The organism is Bdellovibrio bacteriovorus str. Tiberius (assembly GCF_000317895.1).
Lineage (GTDB): Bacteria > Bdellovibrionota > Bdellovibrionia > Bdellovibrionales > Bdellovibrionaceae > Bdellovibrio > Bdellovibrio bacteriovorus_F.
This window is the reverse complement of record NC_019567.1, coordinates 1,587,107-1,607,576: the sequence shown is the minus strand read 5'-3', so window position 1 is coordinate 1,607,576 and position 20,470 is coordinate 1,587,107. Positions and strand designations below refer to the sequence as shown.

21 protein-coding genes are annotated in these 20,470 nt (G+C 50.8%); 9 read left to right on the top strand and 12 right to left on the bottom strand.

All coding sequences use genetic code 11. From position 1 onward, the window contains the following. Positions 1–67 precede the first annotated feature (67 nt). Positions 68–1,831, top strand: coding sequence for an ABC transporter ATP-binding protein (locus BDT_RS07665; protein WP_015090675.1), 1,764 nt, complete (start codon positions 68–70; stop codon positions 1,829–1,831). Here the strand turns inward: BDT_RS07665 and BDT_RS19465 are convergent. Together BDT_RS19465 and BDT_RS07660 are read right to left on the bottom strand one after the other, a co-directional pair. Then, entirely contained in the window at positions 1,828–1,953 is a 126-nt protein-coding gene (locus tag BDT_RS19465; RefSeq protein ID WP_015090674.1) for a hypothetical protein, read from the bottom strand. The two genes, BDT_RS07665 and BDT_RS19465, sit on opposite strands and share 4 nt — an antisense overlap. Continuing rightward, positions 1,943–2,401, bottom strand: a complete 459-nt coding sequence (locus BDT_RS07660) for a host attachment protein (protein ID WP_015090673.1) — start codon at positions 2,399–2,401, stop codon at positions 1,943–1,945. The genes BDT_RS19465 and BDT_RS07660 overlap by 11 nt, the downstream gene beginning before the upstream one ends. Before the next feature lie 164 nt (positions 2,402–2,565). Between BDT_RS07660 and BDT_RS07655 the strand changes: the two genes are divergently transcribed. After that, entirely contained in the window at positions 2,566–3,696 is a 1,131-nt protein-coding gene (locus BDT_RS07655; RefSeq protein ID WP_015090672.1) for a baeRF3 domain-containing protein, read from the top strand. On the opposite strand, the gene BDT_RS07650 is transcribed toward BDT_RS07655, so the two are convergent. Next, complete coding sequence (locus BDT_RS07650; protein WP_015090671.1) at positions 3,680–4,669, bottom strand: Ppx/GppA phosphatase family protein; 990 nt, start codon at positions 4,667–4,669, stop codon at positions 3,680–3,682. The genes BDT_RS07655 and BDT_RS07650 overlap by 17 nt on opposite strands. Positions 4,670–4,849: 180 nt before the next feature. On the opposite strand from BDT_RS07650, the gene BDT_RS07645 reads away from it, so the two are divergent. Further along, on the top strand, positions 4,850–5,080 hold the full coding sequence (locus tag BDT_RS07645) for a glycine zipper domain-containing protein (protein ID WP_015090670.1): 231 nt from the start codon (positions 4,850–4,852) through the stop codon (positions 5,078–5,080). A 49-nt stretch (positions 5,081–5,129) separates the two neighbouring features. After that, the gene (locus BDT_RS07640) at positions 5,130–5,696 is read left to right on the top strand and encodes a hypothetical protein (RefSeq protein WP_148278763.1); all 567 of its coding nucleotides are present in this window, start codon (positions 5,130–5,132) and stop codon (positions 5,694–5,696) included. Here the strand turns inward: BDT_RS07640 and BDT_RS07635 are convergent. The 3 genes from BDT_RS07635 to BDT_RS07625 form a co-directional block, all read right to left on the bottom strand. Beyond that, positions 5,690–6,646 carry a sigma-54 interaction domain-containing protein gene (locus tag BDT_RS07635; protein WP_015090668.1) on the bottom strand — a complete coding sequence of 319 codons (957 nt, stop codon included), beginning with the start codon at positions 6,644–6,646 and terminating at the stop codon, positions 5,690–5,692. The genes BDT_RS07640 and BDT_RS07635 overlap by 7 nt on opposite strands. Continuing rightward, positions 6,643–7,398 (bottom strand): type 1 glutamine amidotransferase domain-containing protein, encoded by a 756-nt coding sequence (locus BDT_RS07630; protein ID WP_015090667.1) that lies wholly within the window; start codon positions 7,396–7,398, stop codon positions 6,643–6,645. Before BDT_RS07630 ends, BDT_RS07635 begins: the two co-directional genes overlap by 4 nt. An 85-nt stretch (positions 7,399–7,483) precedes the next feature. After that, on the bottom strand, positions 7,484–8,050 hold the full coding sequence (locus tag BDT_RS07625; RefSeq protein ID WP_015090666.1) for a DsbA family oxidoreductase: 567 nt from the start codon (positions 8,048–8,050) through the stop codon (positions 7,484–7,486). Between the two features lie 123 nt (positions 8,051–8,173). On the opposite strand from BDT_RS07625, the gene BDT_RS07620 reads away from it, so the two are divergent. From BDT_RS07620 to BDT_RS19200, 3 genes are all read left to right on the top strand, one after another. Further along, positions 8,174–8,896 (top strand): pseudouridine synthase, encoded by a 723-nt coding sequence (locus BDT_RS07620; protein WP_015090665.1) that lies wholly within the window; start codon positions 8,174–8,176, stop codon positions 8,894–8,896. Positions 8,897–8,946: 50 nt separating this feature from the next. Next, positions 8,947–11,007: a M1 family metallopeptidase gene (locus BDT_RS07615; RefSeq protein WP_015090664.1), complete on the top strand. Its 2,061-nt coding sequence runs from the start codon at positions 8,947–8,949 to the stop codon at positions 11,005–11,007. 186 nt (positions 11,008–11,193) lie between these two features. Further along, a complete protein-coding gene (locus BDT_RS19200) occupies positions 11,194–11,880 on the top strand; it encodes a hypothetical protein (protein ID WP_148278762.1) in 687 nt (228 codons plus the stop codon). On the opposite strand, the gene BDT_RS07610 is transcribed toward BDT_RS19200, so the two are convergent. Both BDT_RS07610 and BDT_RS07605 read right to left on the bottom strand, forming a co-directional pair. Beyond that, positions 11,807–12,151, bottom strand: a complete 345-nt coding sequence (locus tag BDT_RS07610; RefSeq protein ID WP_015090661.1) for a hypothetical protein — start codon at positions 12,149–12,151, stop codon at positions 11,807–11,809. The two genes, BDT_RS19200 and BDT_RS07610, sit on opposite strands and share 74 nt — an antisense overlap. Before the next feature lie 92 nt (positions 12,152–12,243). Continuing rightward, entirely contained in the window at positions 12,244–12,714 is a 471-nt protein-coding gene (locus BDT_RS07605) for a DUF2127 domain-containing protein (RefSeq protein WP_041578295.1), read from the bottom strand. Positions 12,715–12,848: 134 nt separating this feature from the next. On the opposite strand from BDT_RS07605, the gene BDT_RS07600 reads away from it, so the two are divergent. Further along, positions 12,849–15,044, top strand: coding sequence for a phospholipase D-like domain-containing protein (locus tag BDT_RS07600; RefSeq protein WP_235046302.1), 2,196 nt, complete (start codon positions 12,849–12,851; stop codon positions 15,042–15,044). A gap of 99 nt (positions 15,045–15,143) precedes the next feature. Further along, positions 15,144–15,539, top strand: coding sequence for a hypothetical protein (locus tag BDT_RS07595; RefSeq protein ID WP_015090658.1), 396 nt, complete (start codon positions 15,144–15,146; stop codon positions 15,537–15,539). Between the two features lie 58 nt (positions 15,540–15,597). Here BDT_RS07595 and BDT_RS07590 read toward each other — a convergent pair whose 3' ends face one another. The 4 genes from BDT_RS07590 to BDT_RS07575 all read right to left on the bottom strand — a co-directional run bounded on the left by BDT_RS07590 (position 15,598) and on the right by BDT_RS07575 (position 20,469). Further along, on the bottom strand, positions 15,598–16,026 hold the full coding sequence (locus tag BDT_RS07590; protein WP_015090657.1) for a ferritin-like domain-containing protein: 429 nt from the start codon (positions 16,024–16,026) through the stop codon (positions 15,598–15,600). A 202-nt stretch (positions 16,027–16,228) separates the two neighbouring features. Then, complete coding sequence (locus BDT_RS07585; protein WP_041577376.1) at positions 16,229–17,635, bottom strand: sigma-54-dependent transcriptional regulator; 1,407 nt, start codon at positions 17,633–17,635, stop codon at positions 16,229–16,231. Between the two features lie 38 nt (positions 17,636–17,673). Next, a complete protein-coding gene (locus BDT_RS07580) occupies positions 17,674–19,251 on the bottom strand; it encodes a two-component system sensor histidine kinase NtrB (RefSeq protein WP_015090655.1) in 1,578 nt (525 codons plus the stop codon). Then, a complete protein-coding gene (locus tag BDT_RS07575; protein ID WP_015090654.1) occupies positions 19,252–20,469 on the bottom strand; it encodes a type II secretion system F family protein in 1,218 nt (405 codons plus the stop codon). Position 20,470 lies beyond the last annotated feature (1 nt).

Here is a 20,470-nt window from a genome sequence, read left to right as displayed (position 1 = left end):
TTTCACTTATGACGATGACGGCATTTTGAGATGGACCAAGGGTGCGGACAGGTGTAGACAATTCGCCATGGCACACTCTTCATCATTTACGTCCTTCGCCCGCCTTTTTGCTTACACCAAGAAACACCGTCGTGACTTCTATTTAGGAAGTCTATTCTCGTTTCTAAATAAAACCTTCGACATCGCGCCGGAAATTCTGATCGGTATCGCGATTGACGTCGTCGCCAATCAGGAAAAATCCTTTCTGGCAAAATGGGGCGTGGAAGACCCGGGACATCAGCTGATTTTGCTGTCTGTTCTGACTTTGCTGATCTGGATGTGTGAATCCCTGTTTGAATATCTGCTGCTTTTGAAATGGCGCGGACTTGCCCAGTCGTTGCAACATGAATTCCGCACCGAAGCCTATGATCACCTGCAAAGACTGGACATGTCCTTCTTTGAAGATCGCAGCACCGGCGGCCTGGTTTCCATCCTGAATGATGACATCAATCAATTGGAACGCTTCCTTAACGGCGGCATGAACAGTCTGATTCAAGTCTTCACGTCCGTAGTACTGATTGGCGCTGTGTTCTTTGTCCTGGCTCCAAGTATCGCTATTTTTGCCTTCCTGCCGATTCCGGTGATCTTGTGGGGTGCCTTCTATTTCCAAAAACGCGCGGCGCCCTTGTATTTGGATGTGCGTGAAAAAGCCGGTCAGATCGGATCTCGTCTGGCGAACAATATTTCGGGCATGGCGACCATTCGCAGTTTCACGTCCGAGTTGCTGGAATCCAAAAAAGTTGCCAATGACAGTATGACTTATCTTCAGTCCAACAAAGAGGCGATCAAAGTCTCTTCGGCCTTCAATCCTTTGATTCGTATGGCCGTGTTGATGGGCTTTATCGCCACCTTCGTTATGGGCGGACAAATGGCCCTGCGCGGAGATTTGAACGTCGGATTCTATGGCGTGCTGGTCTTCCTGACCCAGCGTCTGTTGTGGCCATTGACGGGCCTGGCTGACACGGTGGATTTGTTTGAACGTGCCATGGCTTCTGCCGACCGCGTTTTGGATCTGATCAAAACGCCAGTGAATCTGGAATCCACCAAAGCTGTTCGGGAGTTTGATCATGCCCAAGGCATTGAATTCTCTGATCTTGATTTTGCATACAGCAATGGCGTGCCGGTATTGAATAACGTCAATATCCAGGTGCCAGCAGGAAAAACCGTGGCGATTGTCGGCCCTACGGGTTCTGGTAAATCCACTGTCACAAAACTGCTTTTGGGGTTCTATAAACCGTCGGCAGGAAAAATTCTGTTCGGTGGTCAGAACACTGCCGACTGTGATCCAAAAGATCTGCGTTCCCAGATCGGTCTGGTCAGTCAGGACGTGTTCCTGTTCCACGGAAGCATTTATGACAATATCGCCTATGGCAGCCCGGGTGCCACTCGTGAAGCTGTTCTGGATGCCGCACGCAAAGCCCATGCAATGGAATTTATCGAAAAACTTCCGGAAGGACTGGACACGGTGATTGGTGAACGCGGGCAGAAACTGTCCGGCGGCCAGCGCCAGCGCATTTCAATTGCCCGGGTGATTTTGAAAAACCCGCCGGTTTTGATTTTGGATGAAGCCACTTCCGCAGTGGACAATGAAACCGAAGCGGTGATTCAGGCCTCTTTGGCCGAAGCCACCAAAGGTCGCACGACCATCGTGATTGCGCACCGCCTGTCCACCGTCACTCAGGCGGACAACATCTATGTTGTCGCCCAGGGTGGCGTAGTGGAAAGCGGCACACATCAAGAGCTTCTGCAAAGCCGCAAGATGTACTTCCAGCTTTGGAATGCCCCACTTTAAGTGCAACCTCGAATCAGGAACAGAATCAGCAGAATGGGAACTGGGATACCGACCAACCAAAGGAAGATCCAACCCAGCTTACCGCGCTGATTCTGTATCGGTTTTTTAAAGTCAGAGTTCATGTCGCACCTCCGGAGCAGGCCATAATCTGTCCCGCAAATCCGGTCCGGTGACGGCCGGGCCCAGATCTTTCGGGATTTCCATGGATACCACTTCTTTTAAAGGTCCACTGAACATGCTTCGCATGCGTCCCAGAAACTGCGGCGCTGCAATCAGCACAACTTCATCAAAAGAGTTCGCGTGACGGGCCTCTTCCAGATAATCAGAAACCCTTTTTGCAAACATCTGAGACACACGGTCCGTCGGTGACTGGGCTTTTTCTTTGGTGCCCCCATGCCCTGCCACACCCGGAGAAAATCCCGGCTTATCCGCATTGATGTCCTGAGATTTCAGACGTCCGCGGGGATTTTCAAGCTTTTGGACGAACTTCACATCCCCTTTGTGTCCTTTACCGTCGCTTTCAAAAACTTTTGCTTCAACTCGATTGACGACTACAATCCATGTTTTCATGACTGTCCTCTTTTCTTGGAAGTTGAGGATTCTTCTTTCACTATAAGGCTGGCACCTGTGTGTCACAAGCTGACCCATCACACTGGACTGTCACAAGACACTTTGAGTTCACTCTCAAAAGCGCAGATTATAGAGAGATTCCCTTCTTCGTCCCAGGAGTTCCCATGCTTGAAAAACTCACCCACGATGATTTATTGATGCTGACCTCTGTGAATGAGGGTCCGTGTATTTCGATTTACATCCCCGGCATGCCTGATAAGACTCTGCTTTTAGAATACGAAACACTGGTGCGACGAGCGGCTCATCTGCTTTCTTTGGACGCCAAAAATGGCGAGAAAAAAGCCCTGCTGGATTCCCTGTATACTTTCAATCCCGCCGAGCATCTGCAACGCTCCGATTTTGGTATGGCTATCTTTGTGAACAAACATTGGCGGGGTTTCTATATGGCCGCTCACACCGTCCCGTCCAAAGTGGTGGTGGCTGAAAGTTTCCACCTGAAACCTTTGCTTGAAGACCTGCAGGGTGAAAGCAGCTATCACATTCTGACTCTGACTCCGCTGGAGGCCGTACTGACTCATTGTGATGGCGGCAGCGGCACTGAAATTCATAATTTTCTTTTCCATCAGGGGCAGCACAGCAACAGCATTCACTGGAAACATCTGGATGAAACCGAAACCTCGCAGATCCCCCACCTGAAAAGCCATATGCGCGGCCGGGGCCTTGACGACAATCAGTGCAAGAAAAAATCAGGCGTAAAGCTGTTCTTGCGTTGGATCGAAGCCAAAATCAGCAAGGAGCCGGGTTACAAACAGGTGCCCTTGTTTGTGTTTGCCAGCGAAAATCTGTTTCACACCTACAAAGAGGTCACCCTGCACCCCACTGCCGTGTTCTTTAAGTTGGATCCGTCCAAAACCGCGCCACGCATGGAATCCCTGATTCACCAGGCCCAGGTTCACGTCAAAAAGGAACTGGCGCAACAGCGCAATCTGTCCGCGTATGAACTGGAAAAAATGAATCATCAGAAAAAAGTCATCGACGATCTGGTGAAGATCAGCCGCGCCGCCATCAACGGGAATGTGCGCACGCTGTTTTTACAGAACAACAGCGAGATCTGGGGTGAACTGCACCGCAAAAGCGGTCAGATCACCTTCCACGAAAAACAAATCAATGCCAAGGATGACGACATTCTGGATGACATCGCCTGTGAAGTGATCCGCCACGGGGGCGAAGTCGTGGTGCTGTCCAAAGAGGACATGCCCAGCCCGTCGCCTGCGGCGGCTATTTTAAACTCTTAAAGATCAGGCCCTGGCCCAATGAGGCCTGGGCTGTTTCGACCTTTTCGATCTTCAGTGCTTTCATATAACCCAGCACCAGTGCCAGATTTGAAATATCAGAAATGCGGTATTCGCTTTCAATTTCAGAATCTTTCAGCTGGGATCTGTTTTTCAAAGTTTCTTCCAAAGCACTTTGGGTGAATTCAGATCCCCCCGCCTGCACCTGTTTTTGCACGGACATGGAAATCACACCACCCACACCGACCCAGCGAGCAGTGGGTGCTTTGGCTTTGAAATAAGCAGGCACATTCAGATAGGCATGATTTTTTGCCAGCTGCAAGGCGGCCTCGCGCTGCCGGGCGAATGGATTCGGCGAAGATTCTTTTTTGGGATCTTTAAACTGCAGCACTTGCAGAATCTGATTCTTGAAAGTCACCGACGCCAGATTTCCTTCAAAGATGTGCACTTTGCCTTTTTCCCGGGAATACATCTGCATCGAGCCCCCGCCGATATCCCACACGATCAGATTGCTGGTGTCGGTGATTCTCCGCTGCGCCAAAGCTGACCAGTAACCCAGTTCAGCCTCCTGTTCCTGACTGATGACTTCCACCGGGATTTCAAGTTTTTTGGAAATACCCCTGGCGACGGCCTGTCCATTTTTCGCCACTCGGAATACCGAGGTCGCCACCGCATTGATGCGTTTGACGTTGTAGGTTTTCACTTTCTGCAGCAGCAGTTCAATCCGTGGTGTGTATTCCTGAATGGTGGCTGCGGGTATTTCTTTGGTCGGGGATTTTTCAAGAGCTTCATTGAATGCCAGTGGCAAACGGTCCTCGAAAAGCACCTTCACGATTTTCTTTTCACAGGTGTCGACTGTCGCCACATAGGCTTTGGTGGTGCCAGAGCCCAGATCCAGGGCAGCGCGGTTTTCATGACAGGGATTCGCATACGCGATTGCAGAAAAAACAGAAACAAGTACGAAGGTTTTAATCATGCCGTCATGCTAACGCAAAGACCGGGTGCGGGGCAAGTTTCCAGTCCAGCGGGGACTATTTGCCTCTGAAAGTCGGTGTACTGCCAGCTCTTTGAAGCTGAGTATGGCACCAATGCTGCTACCGTCTTACTTTGAGTTGCATTGCTCGTACTATTAACCATGAGACAAAGGAGAAATGCCATGGAAGCTACTACAGGCGAATTCAGAAAGAAAATGGGCGACATCAAAGAAAACGTGGCTCAGGAGCTTGAAAAAAGCGCATGGAGCGATCGCTATCATGCCGTTGAATCCAGAGTGAAAGAAGGTGTGGAGGCTTCTGAGGACCTTGTGAAGGCCCATCCTTTCTATGCCATCCTCGGAGCCGCCGCAGTAGGCTTTGTGGCCGGAGCCCTGATCAACCGCAAACACTAAAATCGGAAAGGCCCCGCAAGGGGCCTTTTTGTTCACCCAGGAGAATGCTATGAAGTGGTTAGGATTTATACTTCCTTTCATCATGAACTTTGGCAAAGGCAGCCATAAGCCCCGTCGCAGCCTGAAAGACAGCGCACTGGAAATTTACGATGCCATCACCATCCGCAGCCGCACGGCAGTTTTTCTGTCCATGACCGGCCTGGGTGCCATCGCCTTTGTCTGTGGCGGTGTTTTCATGTTTATCACCGAAGCCACCGGTCAATACGACCGCACAGGCGCAATCTTCTGGAACTCCACCTTAATCACAAGCCTGTGTCTGACGGCCATTGCTGTCGGCGGTTTAAGCTATGTTTACTTCTTTGCCTGGCCGGGAGTGCGTGCCGCAGATCGACGCCGTGACGCTGCGGAAGCTGAATTCAAGCGCCAGCAGGAACTGCACGCAGGATCTTTGGAATCGGCCTTGTCGGCCCTGGTCATGGATTTTGTCCGGGAGCGTGAACTGCGTCGCGCCCAGCGCGGCACCAGCAGTCCATCACCAACGCCCGAAGCCAGCACCGAAGGCGAACTGCACCGTGCCCGCGCCGAAGCCGAGCGCCCGTCAGCAAATCTTCACTGAAGAGGCGCGTGGGTTTTACGGTACAGCGTCTTACGGTCTATTCCCAAATCGCGGGAGCTTTTTTCACGGGCTCCCCGATTCGTTTTAAGAACAAACTCAATATAGGCTTTGCTGAGTTCTTCTAAAGAAAGAAAGCGGCCTTGAGCCTGATAAAGCTTTTCAAAAATCTGATCCAGACTGCATTCACGGACCTGTAAATCATCCTGCAGCACTTTCAATGAAATCAAACCGGCAGGGCTTAACACCACGGCACGTTCGATGGTGTTTTCCAGTTCTCGCACATTTCCCATCCAAGGACGAGTCAGCAGAAACTCTTCCACATCGCGACCCCATTTTTTTTCGGGCATCTGATAACGTCGTGTGAATTTATCCAGGAAATAATGCGCCAGGGGTAAAATGTCCTCGCTGCGCTCCCGCAGTGGCGGAATCTTGATCGACACCACTTTCAGACGAAAATAAAGATCCTCGCGAAAGCGCTTGTCCTGCACGTCGCCTTCAAGATCGTTATGAGTCGCGGCCACAATTCGCAGATTCAAAGGCCGGTAATGATTTTCCCCGACCCGTTTGACCTTCTTTTCCTGCAGCACTCGCAAAAGCTTGGCCTGCAGGTGCAGATCCAGATCGCCGATCTCGTCCAAAAATAACGTCCCGCCGTCGGCCTCTTCAAAAAGGCCCTGACGGGCATTCATCGCGCCGGTGAAAGCGCCACGGGCATAACCGAAAAGTTCAGACTCTAACAAAGGTTCTGGAATGGCCGAGCAGTTGATGGGCACAAAGGTTTTGCGCTGCCTGGCACTTTGATCGTGGATAAGCCGGGCGATGACTTCTTTGCCCGTGCCACTTTCCCCCGTGATCAGCACATTGGCGGAACTGGCAGCCACCAGACGGGCCAGATCCAGCACTTCCAGAAACCGGGGGCTTTTGGCAATGATGCGTGAATCGGCCGTCACAAAGCACCTCGCTGGTGCTGCTGTGGTTCATGCCATTCACACCAGTTTTGCTCTGGCACGATGCGCCCCTCTTCGATGAATTCCAGAACCTCCACCATCGCTTTGCCGACGCCGGCCGCCGACGCGGGGTTTTGCCCGGTCACCAGACGGCCGCTTTTCACCACGTGCCCGGCAAACTTCGGCGAAGACGTATGATGCGCGCCCCGTTCCTGCAAACGTGTCTGCAGTAAAAACGGCACGGACTTTTCCATACCGACGAATTCTTCTTCTTCATTGGTGAAACTGGAAACCTCGTGGCCTTTCACCAGATACTGGCCATCTGAAAGACGCACATTCACCAGGGCCGCCGGGCCATGGCAAACAGCTCCGACCACGCCATTGTTTTCATAGATTTCAGAAGTCAGTTTTTGCAATTGCAGATTTTCGGGAAAATCAAACATCGTCCCGTGCCCGCCGGCAAAAAAGATCGCGCAATAATCGCGACCTGAAACCTGCCAGGGTTTAACTGTGCCTTCCACCTTGGATAAAAACTCTTCATCATTCATCCACGTGGCATTCAGGGGATCGTCCATTTTCACTCCGTCCAGGGGCACTTTTCCCCCCAGTGGACTGATCATGTCGACGTCATATCCTGCACGCACAAATTCATCGTAAGGATGGGTGATTTCAGAAAGATAAGCGCCCGTGTGATGGCCGGTATCGCCAAGCTGCTCGGTACTGGTCAGAACAAAAAGCACTTTGTGGCTTTTCATGGCCGTTCCTCCTTCGCAATAAACCTATCTTCTCAAAGGGGGCTTGCGAACTCAAAGCTATGCCGGCACAAGTGCAAATCAACAGTCATTCGCCGAAAAAGGCCTTTAACACTTCCACGGGTTGCAAACCCATCAGAATCTCGCCATCATCCCGGACCAGTGTGGGAACCGAGCCGGTGCCCAGATGCTGCCACTCTCTTTGCCAGCGATCCGCCTCGGATTCAGCGGCACTGTCGACCCTCAAAGAATCAAACTGAAACTGATGAGCCACAGTTTTAATAAAAGCCTCATCGGAGATGTCTTCCCCATTCACCCAGAATTCCCGGGCCAGAGTATGCCTGAACACCAAACCCAGCAGCGGCTCATGACGGGAGGCTGCGATCGAATACTGAATGGCTTTCAAAGTGTTGGGTTTTCCAATAGGAAAAGCGATGTCGATTTCGGGCATGAGGTCCTTCACCATCACCACTTCGCGTTCAATACTTTGCGCAAACCCCAGATTCGCCAGCTGCATGGGCACCGGCATCTGTGGCGCGTGTTGCACACCCCGCCACTCGACAGATGGCGCCAAACGCAGTCCCACCAGGCGTTCTTCAAGGGCATAACAAAACGGACAATTAAAATCGCTGTACAGAATCGCCTTGTGTTTCATTCCGGGCCTCCTGCCTCAGTCTAGACGAGTTCATCCCGAAATCGCCAGCCTGTTTTTTGTCGATTTGAGCGCAATACAGTGGTAAACATGGCCGCTAAGAACACATCAACACTAAGGATCCTCGTGGAGCTACTGTACAAAGATGAATACTTTATTGCCGTGAACAAGCCCTCAGGCTTTCACGTGCATCCCCACGAGAATGTCCAGCACCGTGTTTCCCGCGATAAAATCTGTCTTTACCATGCCCGCCGCATGATGAAACAGCACGTGTATCCGGTGCATCGCCTGGATGCCGGCACCAGTGGCGTGCTGCTGTTTGCACTTTCTTCGGAATCCGCCAGCAAACTGTGCCGCCTGTTCACCGAACGCGCGACCCATAAAACCTATCAGGCTGTGGTGCGCGGTTACGTGAAAGAAGAAGGTGAAGTAGAGCTGCCGTTGGAACTGGATTCCACCGGCGACCTGGTGGACGCTCGGACCAGCTTCAAACGCCTGGCGACCGTGGAATTCCCGGTGGCTGTCGGTAAAAAGTTCCCCACCGCCCGCTATTCGTGGGTAGAGGTCATCCCCCACACCGGCCGCTACCACCAGATCCGCCGACATTTCAATCGCATCTCCCATCCCTTGCTGGGGGACGCCGTTCACGGGGATTCCCACCACAACCGTTTCTTCAGAAACCACTTGGATATCGAGGGTTTGTGCCTAAAAGCCCTGCGCATGGAGTTCACTCACCCCTGGAGTGGCGAAAAAGTCTCTATCGAGGCCCCGCACTGCGAGAAATGGAAGAAAATTCAACTTCTGTTTGATCCTGGGCTCCCGCCCGAAAGCAAACTGAAATCCCTTTGACGTTACCCTGGGACGGGCGTAAATACAGACCCCGTTTTCAGAGGTAAATCATGTCCAAAGCGCAAGCGCTTAACAAGTTGTTGATCGTAGTCGGTCTGCTGTTCATTTTGCTCGTTTCCATGCAGTCCCACGGCCAGACTTTGCATCACAAACTGAATGTCGAGCTTTATCCGGGCCTGAAGATGATCAAGGCACAGGACACTCTGACTTTTCCCAAGGAATCTCCCCGTAAAGTCAGCTTTCTGCTGCACAAGGATCTGCAAGTCTCTGTGACCAGCAGTGACGATTCTGTCGTATTACTTCACCCGGCAACCCAAAAAGAACCCTATGCTGAATACGGCCTGACATTGGGAAACATCGACAGCAAAGTCACTTTGCAGTACTTCGGTGTGATCTTTGATCCGGTTCTGAACGACAGCAGCAACGGTCTGATTGCTCCGGAAGGTGCCACCCTGTTTGGCAGCACTTACTGGTATCCGTTCTTCCTGGACACGCAGAAAAGTTTTGACGTCACTGTACAGACCCCCGGCGACTGGATGTCTTTGGTGCAGGGTCAGATCGCCAGCACCGTGGTGGAAGGTTCGATTCGCACGTCCCGCTTTGTCGAAATTTATCCCCAGGAAGAAATCTATCTGGTGGCAGGTCCCTTCAAAAACTATCAGGTCGATACTCCGTCCGGAAAAAAGGTGCAGGTTCTGCTGCGCAAAGAAGATCCGGCGCTCGCGCAGAGTTTTTTGAGTCTGGTTCCGGAATACATCAAGCACTATTCGCAGATTATTGCGCCTTACCCGTATTCATCTTTCAGCGTGGTTGAGAACTTCTGGGAAACCGGCTATGGCATGCCAAGCTTCACGCTCTTGGGGCCCACGGTTTTGCGTCTGCCATTTATCCTGAATTCTTCACTGCCGCACGAAGTTCTGCACAACTGGTGGGGCAACAGCGTTTATGTGGACTATGAAAAAGGCAACTGGTGTGAAGGTCTTACGACTTACATGGCGGATTACTGGCAGCAGGAAAAAGCCGGCAGCGAGCGCACCTACCGCATGAACACCTTGTTGAACTATATGGACTTTGTTGCGAGCAACCCGGAAAAAGATTTCCCGCTTCGTCAGTTCCGCGGACGTCACAATTCCAGCTCTCAGGCCGTGGGGTATGGCAAGTCCATGATGCTGTTCCATATGCTGGAATTCCGTTTTGGCAAAGAGGCTTTTCAGAAGTCCTTGCAGGACTTCTATACTCGCAATCTGTTTAAGAAAGCCTCTTTCACCGACATTCAAAACAGTTTCGAATCCGTCACCAGCCAGAATCTGCAAACATTCTTCAGCCAGTGGCTGGACCGCAAAGGCGCGCCAGAAATTGAACTGGGTGATGTGCGCATCATGAAATGGCACGACGGATCCACCAGCACCACCTATGTGCTCAGCCAAAAGCAGGCGGATCTTTATGATCTGAACATCCCGGTGATCTGGACGCTGGAATCCGGCGCAGAGATTCGCCAGCTGGCCCGTCTTTCCGACAAAATCCAGTTCTATTCTTTGACGTCTCCGTCCCGCCCGGTGAAGGTTTCAGTTGATCCGGACTTCCGTCTTTTCCGTCGTCTCTACACGGAAGAGCGCCCGGCGACTTTGTCCAGCGTCTTGGGGTCTGCTGAGATTCACTATTACTTTGACCCGGCCGACGCCTCGGCAAAGCAGTTTGTTGAGGTGTGGTCCCAGAAAACAGAAGGCAATGATGTCCTTCACTATAGCGGTGAGCCCTTGGATGTCCCGGCTAAAGGATCCATGGTCTTTGTGGGTGATCAGCAGAACTTTGTGAACTTCATGAAAACCCAGCTGGCTGAACAGAACCTGCAGATCACGGCTGATACCATTTCCATTGAAGGTCAGAAGTACAATCTGAGCGAAGTCAGTACAGTTCTGGTGGCGCGCCTTAAAAACCATCCACAACAAACCGTGGTGTGGGTGCGGTGGAGCGCTGACAACAACCCTGCCGAGTGGGCGTCACGCCTGACCCACTATGGAACTTTCGGTGTGTTGGTATTTAAAGGCCGCCCGGTAATTCAGAAATCCACTTGGCCGGTTCTGGCAAGTCCCCTGCAACGCGCCCTTTAATCATTTTCGGCCATCTTTCAGCTGCCGCGCTTTCGGCAGCTGCCAAGGCTCCGGCAGACTCACCTGCCGGGAACCCGGCAGCCCCGCCTCCACGTCGTATTATAGTTGATTTGAAGGTCGTTTCACCCCGGCACGGTCGATGCTTTATTCATAAGTCATAACACACACCGAATAACGGGGAACTTTATGAAAGCATTTCTCAAGCATCTGAATCTGAACATGATCGCCACTGTCCTGTTCATTCCTTTGTTCAGCCATGCGGATCTCAAATTACTTAATAACACTTCAGATATCGCCCAGTATATGGTTCGGAAAGGCGACCAGATCATTGCACGCGTGCCCGGCATCGCTCCCGGAGCGGCGATGAGAATTCCTACCAGCAGCACCTATGAAGTCGTGGCCTCCGCCGTTATTGACGGCAACACATACACATCAGCGCCAATGTCGGTCTCTGGTCCGACGGGGTTCCTTGCCCAGGTGGTACAGGTGCAGGCTCAAGGAGTATATGAATTCAATGTTGTTGAAATGCCCAGTTCAAAACCAAACACCCTGAGCTTCCAGAAAACCGGTCTGAATCCGGTGACATTCACTATCAGCAAAGATGGAAGCCCACTTCAGTCAGTTGTTTTGAATAACAGTTTTGAAGAACAAGAACTGGCCATAGACGAGACATACTACATCTATGCAGTCATTAATGGCGTGACGACAGATACCGTAGTAACGACAAATCCGAATGCCACCATCACTGCGATAGAGGATCATTCGGATTTGGAGATGGGATACTATGCTTTAGAGGTTTCTAGTAGCCTTCGTCAGGCTCCCCGTTATAACGGCACTTGGCGTCCGTGTGGACCTTCTGGGTGCCGGCCCTAAGATCATCCGTCGTGATGGTGCTGGCCTTGCGATCCACCGTCACCACGTAAAGGTCATTGGCGTAATCCTTCACCTCTCCGTTTTTCCAGCGCGGAGAAAGGAAACCTTCATTATTGGAAGCCGACAGAAGAATCGCCATGTCGGCTTCAATCACCAACACATCTTCCGTCTTGTTCTTGTCAGCATCAAAACCTTTGCAGGTGATCGTTCCATCAGCCATCGCCGAAGAAGCCATAACCGACATCAAAGAAAACAAGATCCACTTTTTCATAAAGCCTCCAAAGGTTTATACCACCCACCCCTTATTGCAAGCCCCTTGCCCGGGTAAAGCGGTTTATAGTTCATTTAAAGCCCCCACCCCTGTTAAAAAGGCTGAGAGGGTGACAAATTAGAGCGACGACCCCCGCGTATCCGAATCAGGTAATAGACCAAGGCCACATTCCCTAACGTGATAAGAATCCGAATCCATGTGGGATGCTGAATCAGCTTGTACATTTCAACGGGAATATAAAGGCTGCCCGAAACGATAGCCAGCCATTCCGCCCAGGGCTTGGCAAGCCACAACCCCACGGCCTCCAACAGCCTTAACGTCGCATATAGCAAAGCCACCACCGCCATCATCCGAACGCTGGAGTCACTGACCTGTTCAAGCATCCGTCGAAACACGCCGGCCAGCGCACCATGATCCAATCCCAGATGATGAACAATTTGCTGACTGAGATTTTGCACGTCGGTTCCCAACAAATGAAAAAGTTCAAAGCCCACCAGCAAAACGAAAACTCCCTTCGTTCCCTCGAACAATGCTATGGCCTTCAGTCCCTGATTCTGAAACACGGATCCTCCGAAAAACAGGACCATTATGCCCCGGTTTTGTCTCACTTTGATACAGCGACTGCGAAGACACAGATAAAGCTCTGGTAATCCCGGGAAATGTTATGTCTTTGTCAGGTTTTTCCGATAAATTCAGAATGAAAAAGACTGAAAACTTTGGAACGCTGCTTGGTGTTTTGCTTCTTTCTTTCACTTTGATTTCCTGCCAGACTCCGGCACAAAGAAATCCCAGCTCTGTCGAGGTCCCACCGGATGTGGCCCCGTACGTGCAAAAGCTTTACAGCGACAACCTGCAGGCCGAACTGAACAAGGAACAGCTGCTGATTCTGAAAAGACGGCAGACCACTCCACATCCACACAAAAAAGATTCCTTCCCTCAGGAAACCCGGGAAGAACGCGCCTACAAAGAAATGAGCGCCCGTCAGGAACGTCAGCTGCAAATCGTGAATCAAAGCTCTGCCCTGACTCAGCAACGCATCAATGCACTTCGCGCGGACACTCCGGTTTCAGTTCTAACAAGCAACAATGAATCCTGGCGCACCCAAGAGCAGCGCCTTGAGATGAATTCCGCTGCGGAATTTGCTCTTCGTAACGGCCAGATTCAGCGCATTTTCAAATTCGACCGCATGCATGCAAAAGACTATGAGGTGCAGATCAAGAACTATCTGATCAGCACTGATGATCCCAATGAACAGCGCAAGAACGAACACTTCGAGGCGACCGTGACTTGTGATGGTCCCTTCCGCATCAAAAAGACCTTCTCGGACAAAAAATTTGTGGCCAACCAAAAAGCCACCTTCCGGATGTACGACAGCAAGTACAATGGCGACAACCTGCGCCTGCTCCCGGCAAGTTCTGTCACAACATGCGAACTGAAAGCCGGCCCGACAGGTGTCCCAGCCCAGTTCGGCGTTCGCTTTGTTGAACCAGCAAATCCATATCTCGATCTGCACAATCTGGTTGAAGGCTGCCTGATGCCTCGCACGGACAATCTGACTGGCATCGAAAAATTCTTCATGACTGACAAATACGCCTCGATGACCTGCCCTCAGGCGGTTCCGGCGGTGGTGAATTTGCCCGAAGCTGTGGACTCGCTGAAATCCAAAGCTGAAGCTCTGCTGGGTCAGCCGCTTCCGTCTCACTTCATGGATCTGCACGATCCTTATGCTCCGTTGGATTTTTCCAAGGCTCCGTACCTTGATAGTATCTATGTGTCGTACCTGGTATTCCGTGCGGACTACTATGGAACCTTCATGGCGCGTCTGCTGGATTTCCACGCCAAACGCGGCACCAAAGTAAAAATCCTGGTGGCCGGAGTGATCACTTTGGATAAAGACGAAGTTCTGCTGCGCAAGCTGGAAGCTCAGAATCCGAACATCCAGCTGCAGGAACTGAAATACAAAGTTCCATCCGGCGGCAGCCTCAGCGACCGTTTCGATCGCCTGCACCGTTCAATGCACGTGAAGCTGTTTTTGACGCTGTCAAAGAAAGAGCCCAAAAACAACGTGGCCTTCATCGGGGGACGTAACATTCACGATGGCTTCATCTTTAAAAAAGCTTACGACTATCCCCGCCCGGAAATGGTCAACTATGTGAAGGGCGATGAAAGCTTCGTGCACTGGCGTGATTTTGAATTCAAAGTTCACGACAGGGATTTTACCGAAAAAGTGGCGGCGCACTTCCTGACCTTGTGGGATCGTGATTATAAAACGATGCAATTCCGCAGCATCAACGTCAACGTGCCGATGGCAGCGCAAACCAGCCCATCCTACTTCAACAACCGCGAACCGCTGGTGCGTCACTTTATGTCGGTTCCTTACAAGGACGACGAACGTCTGATTCAGTTCTATGTGGAAATGCTCGACAGTGCGAAAAAGAAAATCATGATCTCCACGCCGTACTTCCGCCCGCCGACCCCTATCGTAGAAGCACTGGAACGAGCCGCGGCCCGTGGGGTTCAGGTCACCGTGATCACCCGTCTGGACTTGAAGGGCGACACTGTCGACTGGATCCTGAGCGAATCGAGCAAACCGGCAGTGAACCGCCTGTTCCACCAGCTTGCCATCTATGAGTACACTGAACCGAAGGTGATTCTGCATTCAAAAATTGTTTTGATTGATGACGTGTATTCATTCCTGGGGTCGGTCAATTTGAACAAGCGCAGCTTCATCCACGACATGGAAAACGGGGCAATGATTTACGGCGCAGCCTATAACCGCGAAATGACGGATATCTACAATCAGTATAAAAAAGATTCCCGACTGATCGACGACCGCCTGAAAAGGAACTACTTTAAAGCCATGATTCTTGGTGTGTTCGACACAGAATTCTAAGGTCAGGATTAAGTTACTGTCATAAAGAAAAAGAAGCTGGAGGGGTGCGAATCCCCTCTGCTACAACCTAAGGTCTCAAATAAATCAGGAGGCCTTACCATGTGGAAGCTGACCCTTTCCTTTGCCATCGTTTTTTCCGCACTGAGCGCGAATGCTTCGTTTGTCACAATCACTCAGTGTGATTCTGCATCCAGCACTCACACCCTGAAGATCGTTCAGGATGGTGATGATGCCGAAGTCACGCTGGGGGACAAAAAGCCTCACAAATACGATGACCTGGTCAGCAAAGCTCCGGGCAACAAAAAGTACAAACTGACAGGGCAAATGACGAACACGTTCCGGGTTGCAGACATCAGCCTGCCTGAACTGCGTGACACTCAGAAGGTCACGGATCTGGTGGCTTCGTTGATGTTCCAGCGCCCAGAGTTCGACGGCGAATACGACATGGTCTATTCTTATGCCAGCGACCTGGTTCACAATCTGAACTGCCGCTAGGTCTAAAAAAAAAGCCCGCATCACCGCGGGCTTTTTCAATTCTGAATGTCAGATCACTCTAGTGAGTGGTGTCCAGCATTTTAACCACTTCTTCAATGTGCTCTGTTTCCATACGCACCATTGAGCGGATCAGTTCTTCCAACGCAACGTCATCACCACAGTGTTTCAGTACGCCTTTGTACTTCGCCAAAGCAGCTTGTTCGAACTCTAGGCTTTCTTTCAAAATGTCCAAAACCTTGTGAGTTTTAGTTTCCGGAACCGCCGACACACGCAAAGTTGGGTGACCGCCCAAAGCTGTCACTTTTTCGCCCATCAGGGACGCGTGCTGGTAACCTTCGTTAGCCTGCTCATGGAACCATTTAACGATTGGAATGCGGTTCGGACCTTTCACCATCAATGCATAGTGCAAGTAACGAACAACGCCAGAGATCTCCATCTCGATAATTTCATTCAAAAGATCTACTACTTTTTTGTTTTCTTTAGTCATAAGACCTCCACCCCCCGAATGATTGCAGAATCGGGCAGCCAAAGCAACAAATGAAAACGTATTGAGAATAATCAAACTTGATAATCGTTTTCGATTTCAGTTAGACAGGACCTTTGACGACGGTTTCTCGAATGAAAAGAGGGAAGCTTTCGCTTCCCTCTCGTTTGACACTGTATAGCCAGAAAAAACAACCAGGCACCTTTTATTCGTCGTCCAACTCGTCGTCGCCGACTACGCCTAGATTATATTTTTCAATGCGATATCGCATTGATCTGAAAGAGATATGAAGCAGCTTTGCAGCTCTTTTCTTCACACCGCCGGCAGAATGGATGGCTTTGATCAAAAGCTCTTTTTCGATCTGACCCATCACCTTGTCCAAATCAACGCCATCGTCACCGATTTCGATTTCATTGGAGGAAGCCATCTTGCGACCGGAAGAAGTGTTCACCATTGGTGGCAAAGATTCTGGAAGAATCGTTGCGCCGCCTTCCAAAGCCACAGTGCGCTCGATCATATTTTCAAGCTCACGCACGTTCCCTGGATAGTCGTACTTTTTCAGGATTTCCATTGCATCAGCACTGATCGCGCCGATGTTTTTGTTCAGACGCTCATTGTACTTTTTCAGGAAATGATTCGCTAACAGCGGGATATCATCACGACGCTCACGAAGGCCCGGCGTTTTGATATTGATAACATTCAGACGATAGAACAAATCCTGACGGAAGCCGCCCTTTTGAACCATGTCTTCCAGGTTGCGGTTGGTAGCGGCGATGATACGCACATCCACCTTCATGTCTTCCGTCGCACCCACGCGGCGGATCACACGCTCTTGAATCGCACGAAGAAGTTTTACCTGAATCGTCAGTGGCAATTCACCGACCTCATCCAAGAACAAGGTACCGCCGTCAGCCACTTCAAAAAGACCCGCTTTATCAGCCACCGCACCGGTGAAAGAGCCTTTTTTGTGACCGAACATTTCTGATTCCATCAGATTTTCAGGGATGGCACCGCAGTTCACCGTTACGAACGGACGGTCTTTCAACGGACCGTTATAGTGAATGGCTTTGGCAACAACCTCTTTACCTGTACCGGATTCCCCTGTGATCAGAACGTTGGTTGGCGTCTGGGAGACACGCTTCACCATATCGTAGATCGCATGCATAGCCTGGGAATTCCCCACCATGTTCTGGAAGGAGTATTCTTTTACCAGTTCCTTTTTCAAGGATCTGTTTTCCACTTCCAAATTGCGGGAACGAAGTGCGTTCTGGATGTTCAGACGAACTTCATCAATTTTGAATGGTTTTGTCAGATAGTCATACGCACCCATCTTCATCGCTTCCACCGCAGTTTCGGTTGTACCGAATGCTGTGATCAGCATGAAGACAGTGTCTGGATAGGATTCTTTGACGTGCTTCAGAAGCTCGATCCCCGTCACATGGGGCATCTGCAAGTCTGAGATGATCATATCAAATGTTTTCTTCGCAAGAAGGTCTTTCGCCTTTTGGCCGTCTTCAGCCAAAGTGATTTCATACCCTTCTTTTTTCAGCATGATCTCTAAAAACTCGCGTATTGATTCTTCGTCATCGACAACAAGAATTCTCGACTTCATTTATGTGCTCCCACGTCCTTGTGTTAAAAACTATTCTCTCAGTGTGCTCTGGGGAAAGTCAAAATAAACTCAGTACCTACGCCCACTTCACTTTCCACGAACACCTGCGCCCCGTGACCCTCTAAAATCTTATGAGTCACAGCTAGACCAAGGCCTGTGCCCTTGGGTTTGGTCGTATGGAAAGGTTCAAACATCTTCTTGCGAGTTGCCTCACTCATGCCACAGCCGGCATCGCGAATGCGCACGCGCACCTCTTTGTCAGTGACCAGAGCTTTCACCGCAATCTGCGGTTTCTGAGAATCATTCATAGCCTGATAGGAATTGATGATGATGTTCAGGAAAGCCTGCTTCAACTTGTCCCGGCGACCCAGGATTTGCAGACCTGGTTCAAACTCACGCACCTGTTCAGTGTCGGCACGGACCTGGGCATTGAGTTTCATCGAATCCAGAACTTCTGTCAGCAACGCGGAAAGGTCCACGGCATCTGTCGGTGGAACTTCCGGGCGTGCGTAATCCAGGAATTCAGTGATCAGGTTGTTCAAACGGTCGATTTCACGCAAAACGATTTTCATCAGCTTGCGGTCATCGTCATTGTTCACCGTCTGACTTAAAAGCTCGATACTGCCACTGATACCCGCCAATGGATTGCGGATTTCATGGGCAATCCCCGCCGCCAAACCACCCACGGCTGCGAGCTTTTCATTCTGTCTGGCAGCATATTCAAGCTGGCGAATCTTTGTCAGATCATCAAAAAGCCCGATGGACAAATGCGCTTTCAATTCGGGACTATAGATCTTTGACAAAGTCATACCCAGAATCTTCGCATTGGCATCGTTCCTGGGCGTGTACTTCACATCGCCCTTGAACAGCCCTTCAGATCGGCGCGTTTCCGGGAACAGCTCATACCAGTTCAAAGTGGACAGATCAGAATAACCCAGAATTTCGGCCGCAGAAGAGTTGGCTTTCACCACCTCTCCGGATTCAGTAAAGGACACCATCCCCGTCGGAATATTTTCGACCAGCACTTCATTCAATTCCTGAGCAGAACGAAGACTTGCACCCGTTTCGGAAAGCTCTTTCCCGACGGATTGCAACTGCTCACTCAGGTATCCAGACAGCCCCGCGACCGAGAAAAACGCGATGTTATTCAAAGCCAGCAGGAAGAAGAAGTTCAACGCCTTCATTTCCGGCGAGAACAGCGCTGCCACCGTAAAGAAGATGCTCGTGAACAGGGCCAGCGTCACCGCCCCCACACCACGACAGGCAATTCCCGCCAGCAGGATATTCACCAGGTGCAGGAACAAGAACAGGGACTGATTGATCCCGGAATAATAAATCAAAAAAGAAATCAGCAGGGAATCAACAACGAAGCCCGCGAACAAAAGCCACGGTTTCTGCAGCAGCCGGTCCCACGTCGAGAACCACAACACATGGGCGCCAAAGGCCACACTCAGGATCGCGTAAAACGGACCCAGAATCTGCCAGTTGATGAAACCTTCCTGAAACACACTGGAAACCGCACTGATCAGCAAAATCAACGCAAAAAGGCTGACGCGGGTAAATTCCACCGTCAGCCCCTGATTTTTACTGTTCTGCAAAGCAAAACTTAAACGCATCTATTGAACCACATCCGCCATGTTGAAGATCGGAAGATACATCGCCACAACCAGAACCGCGATGATACCACCCAGAACAACCATCAATAGTGGCTCCAGCAAAGAGGTCATCGCTTTAACTGCTGTTTCAACTTCATCTTCATAGAAGTCTGCAATTTTACCCAACATGATATCCATCGTACCGGATTGTTCCCCGATAGAGATCATCTGAACCACCATCTCAGGGAAAGCTTTTTCCTTCGCCAACGGAGAAGCAAAAGTACGACCCGCAGTCACTGACTCTTTGCAACGAAGCAAAGACTGCTCAATCACCACGTTACCCGCGGTCTTTGCAGAAATCTCAATCGCTTCAATCAGGCCCACACCCGAAGAAAGCAGCGTCGACAATGTACGTGTCAAACGCGCGATCGCGGATTTTTGCACCACTTCACCGAACACCGGTGCTTTCATGATGAAACGGTCAAAGGCGTCTTTACCGCCATCTGTTTTCAGCCACTGCATCAGGGCCATCGGCCCGATCACCATCGCACCCAGGTAAAGATACCAGTTGTTGATCATCGAGTTACTGAGGTTCACCACCATCAACGTCAGCATTGGTGGCTCTTTACCGGATCCGGCGAAGAACTCCATGAACTTCGGAATAATGAAAACCAGAATACCGGCGATGACAATCATCGCCACGCAGATGATGACCATCGGATAAACCAGGGCCCCTTTTACCTGGGCTTTGATTTTCTCGGATTTTTCCATATAGCTCGCAAGACGCTGCAGGATCCCGTCAAGGATACCGGCTTCTTCGCCCGCCTGGATCATATTCACATACAATTTATCAAATACGTTTGGAACCTGCGCCATGGAATCGGCCAGACGACGACCGCCCTCGATCGAGGTTTTTACCTGGGCAGAAGCTTCCTTCAAAAGACCCGGGCGCAAACCTTCTGAAAGGATTTTCAAAGAATCCACCACCGGGATACCGGCGTTGATCAAAGTTGCAAACTGACGGGTGAAAATCTGCAGGTCTTTACCCTTTACGGTCGGAGCAAACAAACTCGGAGTTTTCCCCGCAGAAGCACGTGAAGCACCAAAGGCCACCACTCGAACCGGCAAAAGCTGCTGGGCACGCAGACGGATGATGGCCTCCTGCTGGGAAGCCGCTTCGATCTCGCCCTGAACCATTTGGCCAGAGGCATTCTTGGCCTGATACTGGAATTTTGCCATC